We start from the raw sequence: 10449 nt of genomic DNA, 5'->3' as shown, positions 1-10449 counted from the left end.
CCCGTCTGCGCCATTCAGTCCACGACGATCGGGATCACCACTTCGCCCTTGACGACCCAGGGTGTCCGCACGAGCCGTCCCGCGAACTGGTCGAAGTAGATGAAGCGTTTGGTCGGATCGTCGCTGGGCGGCACCCCGAACGGGATCAGCTGGATCAGGATGTCGGTGTTGCGTCCGAACTCCTGGAAGAACCGCAGGGCGTCGTCGAGTTTGTCGAACGGCGACGCCGGCGGCTCGCTGCGCAGCTTCTGCACGAACTGGACGTCCGGGGGCACGTCGTCGCGCATGCTGCCGGCGCCGCTGACGACCAGCAGCGTCGGCCCCTTCGGGAAGTTGCGAGGGATTGCGACCTCAACGACGCGCGACAGCTGATCCTCCTCCTGGTAGGGTCGCACGCGCAGCCGCACCCGCAGCTGGCCGCCCTGCGGCACCGTACGGCTCTCGACCTGGGCCTCGGCGATCGTCGCCGTGACCCGGCGGCGCGTGAGCGTCACCTCCACCCTCAGGTCGGTCGCCCTGATGGGTGCGTACTCGTTGTTGAACAGCAGCCTGATGGCGTCCGGGATGTCGAGGACCGAGGCGACGGCCACGTCGCGGCCGCTGTAGAAGAGATTGGTGCGTTCCACCGGACGCGGCAAGCCGCCACCGCGCAGCGTAAGTTTGACCTCGGCGGTGCCGGCGCCGACTGCGTCCCACGCGCGGTCCAGCGCCGCCAGGGCGACCTGCGGCGCCAGCAGCTGCGCCAGGTCCTCTCGCCGGATCATCTGCGCGCTCAGCTCGACCCGACGACCGGTTTCCTGGTCGTTCACCGTCACCATGACGTTGAACACGCGCGGCAGCCGACCGACCTCCCCTCCGATGGCGGCGATCCGGTCTTGCGAGACCACACCGACGACCGAACCGATGTCGCCCTCCTTGAAGGGCAGTCGCTGGGCGCGCACAACGGTGTGCACGTAGGCGGTCGTCAGCATGTAGTCGGACTCCCCGAATCCGAACATCGGGTGGCCGAAGGCCAAGAACTCGCGACCCCTCCGGTAGGACAGCGTGCCGATCGAGGCGACCGTCAGGTCGCCCCGAACGAGTGCCACGCCGACCGCGCTGCCGGGCACCAGCGGTGCTTCGGGAAACGTGCGGGTGCCCCCGTAGCTCTGGATCGGGACGACGTTGGCCGAACGCAAAGTCTCTTCCAGCATGCGGAAAGCGCGCGGGCTGGCCCCCGAGACCAGCAGCGGGACGGCGACCGGCGCCATCGCCGCGACGGGTCCGCGCCCCGCCTCGATGCGCTGTGCTTCTTCGGCGCTGGCGGTGAGAGCGATCGCATGCACGACGCGTCCGCCGATGCGCTGCGGGCGATCCAGCGCCACCACCCCCGACGGCCGACCGGCGCCGCGACCGCCGCGCAGGACGGCGAGCATTGCCTCGATCGGCGTGAACAGCCCCAAGTCGCTGTCCGGTCCGGCGAAGACGTACCCGTACGAGAGCGCGCCGGCCATCCGCCCGCCGATGTACATCGGGCTGCCGCTCATGCCCGCAGCCGTGCCTCCGCTGCGGCGGATCACCTCACCGCCGGCCCGGAACAAAACCAGCTTGCCCGGCGGTCCCTGGGTGACGCCGAGCACCTCGAACGGGAACTCCTCGATGCGTGTGCCGCGAATCACGGTGCGGCCCACGCCCCGCATCCCTGGCCGAATCGCGTCCACGGGCAGGATCGCGGGGTCGTCCTGCGCCACCGCTGCGCTCGCTGGGAGCACGAGCGCGATGATCAGGACAGCGTAGGAAACCTGGACCCAGGCCTTCCGATTCATACAAGACACCCCTGCTACCCAGACTCGAACTTCGGGGAGCACGCGGAAACATGCTATCACAAGCAGTGTGCGCGCACCGTAACGATGTCGCGTGGAGTCCTCCTTGCCGGGCAGGCAAAGCCGCATGCCCGCGGCCGGAAGCCAGGGTCGGACGGGCTGGAGGCGCTACGGAGCGGTCAGGCGGACGACGGGGTCGCCAACCCGAATGCGCTCGCCCACGCGGACCAGCACGTCTGCGACCTCGGCGTCCCGTGGAGCGCGGGCGGCGACCTCCCGAGGCTTGGTGGCGGTTCGGACGAACACCAGGGGGACGCCCTCCTCGACGGCGTCTCCGACGGCGACCGTCTGGACGACCACGCCGCCGATCGTGGCGCGCACGAGGTTGGGGTCGGGCGCAGGAGCCGCCAGGACGGCAGCCCCCAGCGCCAGCAGCACGACAGCGGCAAGCGGCCAGTGGCGTCGCATCCCTACCGTCATGCTACCGCTACGTGCGGGAGGGCTCAAAAGGTTCCGCGAGGGGCAGGGGGATCGAACGCCTCGGGCGGTCCGGATGCGAGGCCGAAGTGAAAACGGAGCGCCTGCACGATGCGCGCGCTCGCGCGCCCGTCCCCGTAGGGATTCACGGCGTTCGCCATCGCCCGATGGGCCTCGGCGTCGCTTAGGAGCCGGGAGGCCTCTCGCACCAGTACCTCCTCGTCCGTGCCGACCACGCGCACGACGCCGGCGGCGACACCCTCTGGTCTTTCGGTCGTCTCCCGCATGACGAGCACCGGAGTCCCCAGCCCGGGCGCTTCTTCCTGCACGCCGCCGGAATCGGTGAGGATCAAGTAGGAGCGCTTTTGCAGGTGCACGAAGGGCCCGTAGTCAGGTGGCTCGATCAGGTGCACGCGCTGCAAGCCACCCAGCGCCTCGTATACGACCTCACGTACGATCGGGTTGCGGTGCACCGAAAACACCACCTCGATGTCGGGGAAGCGCTCCACGAGCGTCCGCAAGGCCGCGCAGATGCGGCGCATCGGCTCGCCCCAGTTCTCTCGCCGGTGCGCGGTCACCAAAACGATCCGGCGGTCTGATGGAACCTCCGGCAGGGCGTCGGCGGCAATCGGCCGAGCGGAGATTTGATGCAGCGCGTCGATGACGGTGTTGCCGGTGACGAAGATGCGGTCCGCGGGGATGCCCTCGCGCAGCAGGTTCTCGCGTGCCGCCGCCGTCGGGGCGAAGTGCAGGTCAGCCAGCACGCCGGTCATGTGCCGGTACATCTCCTCCGGGAACGGATGGTACTTGTCGTAGGTGCGCAGCCCGGCCTCGACGTGCCCGATGGCGACGCGGTGGTAGAAAGCGACGAGGGCGCCGCAGAAGCTCGGCGCCGCGTCCCCCTGCACGAGAACCATTTCCGGACGGGTCCTTGCGAACACCTCGTCGAGGCGGTCCAGCGTCCGCGTGGTGATTTCCGTGAGGGTTTGATGCGGGCGCATCACGTCCAGGTCGACGTCCGGAGCGAGATCGAACAGAGGGAGCACCTGGTCCAGCATCTCCCGGTGCTGGGCGGTAGCGACGAGGATGGTACGAAAGGCCGGATCGCCTCGCAGCGCCTGGACGACCGGCGCCATCTTGACGGCGTCCGGACGCGTGCCCACGATGGCGAGCACGGGGATCGCAGCGCTGCGGGTCACGGAGACGGAGGGCCGCCGGCGAGCGGACCGCGTGCGGGCGCCATCAGTCCCAGGCGGCGGGCGAAGACCAGCAGCGTCACCGTGAGGATGACCGCCAGGCCGACTGAGATGTGCCGGTCCACGCTGTCGGCGACGATCAGGGCCAGCGTCCCCAGCAGCCCCGTGGCGCCATAGAGCAAAAAGACGGTCTGCCGCTGCGTCAGGCCTCGATCCAGCAGTCGGTGGTGCAGGTGCCCGCGGTCCGGGTGGAAGATCGGCAGGCCGCGCCGCGCCCGCCGCAGGATCGCAAACGCCGTGTCGAAGATCGGCACGCCCATCGCCAGCAGGGGCACGGCCAGCGATAGGGCCGTGATGGTCTTGAACACGCCCAGCACCGACATCGCGCCCAGCAGGTAACCCAGCAGCATCGCGCCGCCGTCCCCCATGATGATGCGCGCTGGGTTGAAGTTGTAGCGCAGGAAGCCGACGGCGCTGCCGACCACCGCCGCGCACAGGATCATCATCGGCAGGTTCGGCCTGGCCAAAGTCGCCGCGAACAGCGTGGCGCTCACGATGGCCGCGATGCCGGCTGCCAGACCGTCCACGCCGTCGATCAGGTTCATCGCGATCGCCACCGAGCCGATCCACAGCACGGTGAAGATCTGCCCGTACACGCCCAGCGGCAGCAGCTGGCCGCTGATCGGGTTGGTGACGAACGAGGCGCTCACCCCGAACAGCGTCGGGATCGCCGCCGCCAGATAGATGAGGGGGAACTTCACCGCGCCGGACAGCGGACGGACGTCGTCGTACAGCCCCAGCAAGCTGATCGCCACGGCGCCCAGCAGCACCCCGACGTACTCCGGCGCGATCGCGGCGTAGGGGACAGCCAGAACCAGGTAGCGGGGTTCGCGCACGACGGCGATGTCGCCCCGGATCGGCAGCGTGAGCAGCGCGGCCCCGAGGATGCCCGCAAACAGGGCGATGCCGCCCAGACGCGGCAGGGGCCTGCGGTTGATTCGCCGGCCGCCGGGGAAGTCCACTGCGCCCACGCGCCGCGCGACCCAACGCGCGGTGGGCGTCGTCCAGTAGGTGACGAACCACGCGAGGACCGCGGCCAAGACGTAAGGCGGAATGAACATGGCAAATGGCGGTCGGCGGGCGAGGGCCCACCGTCAGCCATTCTAGCATCCGTGGGGCCGGTCAGCCCTCGACGACCTCCGCCACCAGGCGCTCGGTCACCAGTTCGCTCACCGACGTCTTCGCGTGCATCCGCGCGATCGCGTCGGCCAGCAGCCGCGCCACCGAGATCACGCGGATCTTGTCCAGCCGCCGGGACGGACGCAGGGGGATCGAGTCGGTGACCACGAGCTCGCGGATCGCCGACGCGGCGATGCGCTCCACCGCCGGACCGGACAGCACGGCGTGCGAGCAGCATGCATAGACCTCGACGACCCCGCGGCGCACCAGCGCCTGCGCCGCCATGACCAGCGTGCCCGCGGTGTCCACGATGTCGTCCACCAAAATCGCCGTCCGACGGTAGACCTTGCCGATCACGTGCACGACCTCCGCGACCTGGTTGGGCCGGTCCCGCCGTTTGTCGATGATCGCCAGCGGTGCGCCCAGCGCCTGGGCGAACTCGCGGGCCCTTCGGACGCCGCCGATGTCCGGCGAGACCACGACGGGGTTGTGCAGCTCCTTGTGCGCGAAGTAGTCGGCCAGCAGCATGCGGGCGCTGAGGTGGTCCAGTGGGATGTCAAAGAAGCCGGAGATCTGGCCAGCGTGCAGGTCCATGGCCAGGAGGTGGTCCACACCGGCACGCGTCAGGAGGTTGGCCACGAGCTTGGCGGTCACCGGCTCGCGCGGCCCGGCCTTGCGGTCCTGACGCGCGTACCCGAAGTAGGGGACGACCGCCGTGATGCTCGACGCCGACGCCCGGCGCAGCGCGTCGACGATCGCCAGCAGCTCGACCAGGTTCTCGTTCACCGGCGGGCAGGTGGGCTGCAGCACGAAGCAGTCCTGGCCGCGGACGCTCTCGTCCAGGCGCACCTCGATCTCGCCATCCGGATAGCGCGCGACGTGCGCCTCCGCCAGGGGGACGTCCAGGCACGCGGCCACCCTGCGCGCCAGCGGCGGGTTGGCGGTGCCGGCGAAGAGCTTGGGGGAGGTGTTCACGGCTGGCCCTCCCCATCCGGTTTGGCGGCGCGGATCACTCGGGCCGGCACCCCGACGGCGACCTTGCCGGCCGGTACGTCTTTGGTCACCACTGACCCTGCGCCCGTCACCGCGCCCGCGCCGATCCGCACCGGTGCCTGGAGCATCGTGTCGCTGCCGATGAACGCTCCGTCCTCGATCACCGTCGGTTGCTTGCCGCGCACCCCGTAGCGCAGGTTGCAGGTGATCGTGCCCGCGCCGATGTTGACCTCTCGGCCGACGGTCGCGTCGCCCAGATACGACACGTGGTGGATGCGGGTTCCGTCGCCCACCTGGGAGTTCTTGATCTCCGCGAAGTTTCCGACCTCTACCCTCCGACCCAGGCGAGTGCCGGGCCGCAGGTGAGCGTACGGGCCCACGTAGGAGCCTTCCCCGATCTCGCTGTGCTCGACGACCGACCACCGAATCTGCACGCCGTCGGCGACGCGCGCGCCGACAAGATGGGCGCCGGGCCCGATCGCGCACCCCCGGCCGATGGTGGTCTCCCCTTCGATCACGGTGAACGGGTGGAGCACGGTGTCGGGTTCGATCCGCGCTGCCGCATCCACGAACGTCGTGTCGGGATCGACGACCGTGACCCCTTCGTCCATCAGCCGCTGGAGGGTGCGCCGCCGCATCGCTGCTTCGGCGGAGGCGAGGTCGCGCCGCGAGTTGATGCCCATGATCTCCGTCACCTCCGTTGCGGACACAGTCCCGATGCGCGCGCCCGCCTGTTGCAGCAGGCGGAAGACGTCGGTCAGGTAGTATTCGCCCTGCGCGTTGTCCGGCCGCACGCGCGCCAGCGCGTTGTGCAGCATGTCGGCCCGGAAGCAGGCGATGCCCGTGTTGATCTCCTGGATGGCACGCTCGCGCTCGTCGCAGTCGGGCTCCTCGACGATGCGCACGAACGCTCCCGCCCCGTCCCGCACGATCCGGCCGTAGCCGTGGGGGTCGTGCAGCCGAGCGGTAACCAGCGTCGCGGCGTTGCCCTGATCTAGGTGCGCGGCGACGAGGGCCCGAAAGGTCTGCGCGCTGACCAGCGGCGTGTCCCCGAAGGCGACGACCACCGCGCCCTGAAAACCCTCCAGCAGCGGCATGGCCGCGCGGACGGCGTCCGCAGTCCCGCGCGGCTCGCCCTGGACCGCGACCTGGACATCCGCGGGCAACACGGCCCGTACCGCCTCCGCCCCGTGACCCACCACCACGATCGGCGAGCGCGTGGCGACGGCGCGCACGGCGTCGAGGACGTACAGGAGCATCGGGCGGCCCCCGACGGGATGCACGACCTTGGGGCGGGCCGATCGCATGCGCTTGCCCAGGCCTGCGGCGAGTACGACGGCCGCGACACTCATGGCCCGCGCCCCTCCCGTTTGACCGCACCGCCCGGTGCTGCTATGGTGGTGTCCGTCCCGGCCGCACCGGGACCGAGGGGAGTAACTGGCAGCCGACGACAGGCTGCGGGCAGGTCGTCAGTACGGTGAGCCGCACGAAGGGTGTGGCGACCCGGCCTGTCCTGAGGCACAGCCCCACGGTGAGACCTCCGAGCCACCACGCGCTGTGGGCGGGGGTCTTTTGTTGTGTCCGCCCAGGCCGATGCAAAGGGGTCAGGCACGATGGGCACCGAGGTCTGGCTGTGGATCGGCTTCCACGTTCTGGTCGCGGGCATGCTGGCGATCGACCTGGGGATCTTCCAGCGCCACGCGCACCGGATCTCCATCCGGGAGGCCGCGGTCTGGAGCGTGGTGTGGGTGGGCACGGCCCTGGTCTTCAACGCCGGCGTGTGGTGGCTGCGCGGGTCGCAGGCCGGACTGGAGTGGCTCACCGGCTACCTCATCGAGAAGGCGCTCAGCGTCGATAACCTCTTCGTTTTCCTGGTCATCTTCACCTACTTCGCCGTCCCGGCCCACCTGCAGCCGCGGGTGCTCAAGTGGGGGATCCTGGGCGCCGTGCTGATGCGGGCGAGCCTGATCGCGATTGGGGCTGTGCTGGTGCACCGGTTCCACTGGATCCTCTACCTGTTCGGTGCCTTCCTCGTCTACACGGGGTTCAAACTCCTGCGTCACACCCACGAGACGGTGGATCCGTCCAGAAACCGGGCCCTGCTGTTCGTCCGGCGCTTCTGGCCGGTAACCGAGGACTACGGGCGCGGCGCGTTCTTCGAGCAGCGGGGCGGGCGGCTTTGGGTGACTCCCCTGGTGCTGGTGCTGGTGGCCATCGAGACCACCGACCTGGTGTTCGCCCTGGACTCGATCCCCGCGATCTTCGCAATCACACGCGACCCGTTCATCGTCTACACCTCGAACATCTTCGCGATCTTGGGTCTGCGGGCGATGTTCTTCCTGCTGGCCGGGATCCTGGACATGTTCCGGTTCCTCAAGTACGGCCTGTCGGTCGTGCTGATGTTCATCGGAGCGAAGATGTTGATCTCCGACGTCTACAAGATCCACGTCGGCGTCTCGCTGGGCGTGGTGGCGCTGATCCTCGCGGTCAGCGTGCTCGCTTCGATCTTCGTCCCCAAACCGGCGGAGGCGACGCTCAACGTCCCGGAATCCGCGGACGCTCCCAAGACGGGTGGTTGAACGCGGCGTCGGCGCGTAACATACAAATGGGATGAACCGCATCCGGGCGACGCTTGAGATCACCGATACCGGAGAGGATTTGGACGCACTGCCCTGCCTCTTTGCCCTCGAAATCGACGGCAACCCCTTCTTGCTGCTGGGGGAGAGCGCGCGGCCGCTGGGGATCCCGTCCCATGATGCCTCCTACTCGGCGTACGCGCTGTTCGAAGGAGTCCAGGCAATGGTGCTCACGCTGCTGGCCGACCACCGGGAGCTGACCGACCCCGATGATCCTCACGCGGCCCCGCTGTTCGTCGCCGACTGCGGGATGGACTGCTGCGGCTTCCACGACTTCAGCGTCCAGCACCGCGACGGTCGGGTCGTCCTGCACACGCTGCAGGGCGCCAAACACTACGTGCTCGATCCGGCGAACTACGCCGAGGCCGTCACGTCCGCGGTGGGCGGATTCCTGAAGTTGGCGACGTCGGAGCAGCGCCTAAGGGACGACGACGCGTGGCACCTGTACGACCACCTCGCGTGGCTGCTGCGAAAGGCTGCTCACGACGGCATCCCCGGCGCCCGATCGGTGTGCCGCCGGTTTCTGGACGAGGCCGAAGAGCAGATCCAGCGGGCGACCCACCCCGTACCGGAAGCCCAGGGAACGCACTAGCGGGCGGACTACCGCCGATCCCAGATGGCCTGCGGTCGCAAAGTGCGAGACACGCCCAGCTGGGTGGCCATGCGGTTGGTCCAGGCGACGAAACCGTCGATGATTGCCAGGCACTCCTCTTCGACTTCGTCGGGCCCCAGGGGCCCGTACTGGAGCCGGGCCACCATGTCTCCGATCGCCACGCAGAACGCGCTCACGTCGTCCAGCAGCTCGCGACCGACCCGCATCCCGTGGGGGGTCACCCCCACGGGGCGCCGACCGCTGCGTGCGGCCAGTCGCCGCCGCTGCTGGGACGCCCACTCGTTGAGTTCGTCCAAGACGAAGAACGCGTCCTCGGGACCGCGCTCCATGACTACGGTGACGAACCCCTGGCAGGCGCGCCAGACCTGGTGGATGATCCCCGCCAGATAGCGCTTATCAGCCGCCTCGAGCCCCTTGCCTGCCGGCATCGCAACCCTCCTCGGTGACATTTCGACGCGCAACCCATCCTTCCCTCGTGCGGCGGCGCTACAATGAAATCGCGCAGGCGGTCGCGACTCGCCGGGGAGGTGGAGGGATGACGTGCCGGGAGCGTCTGGAGGCGTACTTCCGTGAGAACCACGTTCCGTTCCAGGTGACGTGGCACCCGATTGCCTACACCGCCCAAGAGGTGGCGGCGGCCGAGCACGTCTCGGGCTACCTCGTGGCCAAGCCCGTCATGGCGTGGGCGGGAGACCAGATGGTCATGGTCGTGCTGACCGCGCCGCAGCGGCTGGATCTGGCCAAGCTCCAACAGGCCACCGGCAAACCGACCCGCTTGGCCGAGGAGGCGGAGTTCGCGCCGGCCTTCCCGGACTGTGAGGTCGGCGCCCAGCCCCCTTTTGGCAACCTCTACGGCATCCCGGTCTACGCCGACCGCGCGCTGGAGGCCGACCCGGAGATCGTCTTCCGGTGCGGATCGCACCGCGAGACGATGCGGATCCCCTACACTGACTTCAAGCGGCTGGTCCAGCCGACCATCGGCGACTTCGCGCAGACGTAGCACACGCCCACCGCCGCGTTCATTTCGTCCGGCACACGAGCTGCCCGGGGCGGCCGGTGTCTTGGGGCACGGTTCTAGCTCAATCCCTTCGGTCGCGACTACCGGGTCGCCGCCTTGCCGGCGCAGGCCGCGATGGCCGAGCGCACGACGCGGGCAAGATCGGGATCCCGAATAGGATCCTCAACAAGGTCGGCCCCCTGACCGAGGAGGAGTACGCGGTCGTGCAGCAACACCCCGTCCAGGGTTACCAGATCGTCCGGGAGATCGCATCCCTGCGCGACGAGTTGCCCGGCGTACTGCACCACTACGAGTGGTACGACGGCGGCGGCTATCCGGCCGGCCTGTCCGGTACGCAGATCCCACTGCAGGCGCGGATCCTCGCGGTAGCTGACGTGTACGACGCGCTCACCTCGGACCGACCCTATCGCAGGCCCTCAGCCACCGGGAGGCCCTAGACCACATCCGCGCGATGGCGGGCACGCAGTTCGACCCCCTGTGCGTCGACGCCTTCCTGACGGTCGCCGACCGCTGGTTCGCCCGGTTGGCGAACGAC

11 protein-coding genes are annotated in these 10449 nt (G+C 69.1%); 4 read left to right on the top strand and 7 right to left on the bottom strand.

All coding sequences use genetic code 11. From position 1 onward, the window contains the following. Positions 1-14: 14 nt before the first annotated feature. The 6 genes from QN163_02725 to glmU all read right to left on the bottom strand — a co-directional run bounded on the left by QN163_02725 (position 15) and on the right by glmU (position 6999). Positions 15-1805, bottom strand: a complete 1791-nt coding sequence (locus tag QN163_02725; protein ID MDR5682927.1) for a hypothetical protein — start codon at positions 1803-1805, stop codon at positions 15-17. A gap of 165 nt (positions 1806-1970) precedes the next feature. Then, complete coding sequence (locus QN163_02720; GenBank protein ID MDR5682926.1) at positions 1971-2270, bottom strand: hypothetical protein; 300 nt, start codon at positions 2268-2270, stop codon at positions 1971-1973. Positions 2271-2305: 35 nt separating this feature from the next. Continuing rightward, positions 2306-3478, bottom strand: a complete 1173-nt coding sequence (wecB, locus tag QN163_02715) for a UDP-N-acetylglucosamine 2-epimerase (non-hydrolyzing) (protein ID MDR5682925.1) — start codon at positions 3476-3478, stop codon at positions 2306-2308. Then, positions 3475-4596, bottom strand: a complete 1122-nt coding sequence (locus tag QN163_02710; protein ID MDR5682924.1) for an MraY family glycosyltransferase — start codon at positions 4594-4596, stop codon at positions 3475-3477. The genes wecB and QN163_02710 overlap by 4 nt, the downstream gene beginning before the upstream one ends. Before the next feature lie 61 nt (positions 4597-4657). After that, positions 4658-5629: a ribose-phosphate pyrophosphokinase gene (locus QN163_02705; protein ID MDR5682923.1), complete on the bottom strand. Its 972-nt coding sequence runs from the start codon at positions 5627-5629 to the stop codon at positions 4658-4660. Then, complete coding sequence (gene glmU, locus QN163_02700) at positions 5626-6999, bottom strand: bifunctional UDP-N-acetylglucosamine diphosphorylase/glucosamine-1-phosphate N-acetyltransferase GlmU (GenBank protein ID MDR5682922.1); 1374 nt, start codon at positions 6997-6999, stop codon at positions 5626-5628. Before glmU ends, QN163_02705 begins: the two co-directional genes overlap by 4 nt. A gap of 261 nt (positions 7000-7260) precedes the next feature. Between glmU and QN163_02695 the strand changes: the two genes are divergently transcribed. Both QN163_02695 and QN163_02690 read left to right on the top strand, forming a co-directional pair. Continuing rightward, entirely contained in the window at positions 7261-8226 is a 966-nt protein-coding gene (locus QN163_02695) for a TerC family protein (GenBank protein MDR5682921.1), read from the top strand. Positions 8227-8257: 31 nt separating this feature from the next. Further along, positions 8258-8875 carry a hypothetical protein gene (locus tag QN163_02690; GenBank protein ID MDR5682920.1) on the top strand — a complete coding sequence of 206 codons (618 nt, stop codon included), beginning with the start codon at positions 8258-8260 and terminating at the stop codon, positions 8873-8875. A gap of 8 nt (positions 8876-8883) precedes the next feature. On the opposite strand, the gene QN163_02685 is transcribed toward QN163_02690, so the two are convergent. Continuing rightward, positions 8884-9324 (bottom strand): hypothetical protein, encoded by a 441-nt coding sequence (locus QN163_02685; protein ID MDR5682919.1) that lies wholly within the window; start codon positions 9322-9324, stop codon positions 8884-8886. 107 nt (positions 9325-9431) lie between these two features. Here QN163_02685 and QN163_02680 point away from each other — a divergent pair, with 107 nt between their 5' ends. Together QN163_02680 and QN163_02675 are read left to right on the top strand one after the other, a co-directional pair. Continuing rightward, the gene (locus QN163_02680) at positions 9432-9896 is read left to right on the top strand and encodes a YbaK/EbsC family protein (protein MDR5682918.1); all 465 of its coding nucleotides are present in this window, start codon (positions 9432-9434) and stop codon (positions 9894-9896) included. Positions 9897-9952: 56 nt separating this feature from the next. Continuing rightward, positions 9953-10351 (top strand): HD domain-containing phosphohydrolase, encoded by a 399-nt coding sequence (locus tag QN163_02675; protein MDR5682917.1) that lies wholly within the window; start codon positions 9953-9955, stop codon positions 10349-10351. Positions 10352-10449: the final 98 nt, after the last annotated feature.

The sequence above is a fragment of the Armatimonadota bacterium genome, from assembly GCA_031432545.1.
Taxonomy (GTDB): domain Bacteria; phylum Sysuimicrobiota; class Sysuimicrobiia; order Sysuimicrobiales; family Sysuimicrobiaceae; genus Caldifonticola; species Caldifonticola tengchongensis.
The sequence above is the reverse complement of the archived record's forward strand: the minus strand, read 5'-3'. Positions and strand labels throughout refer to the sequence as shown.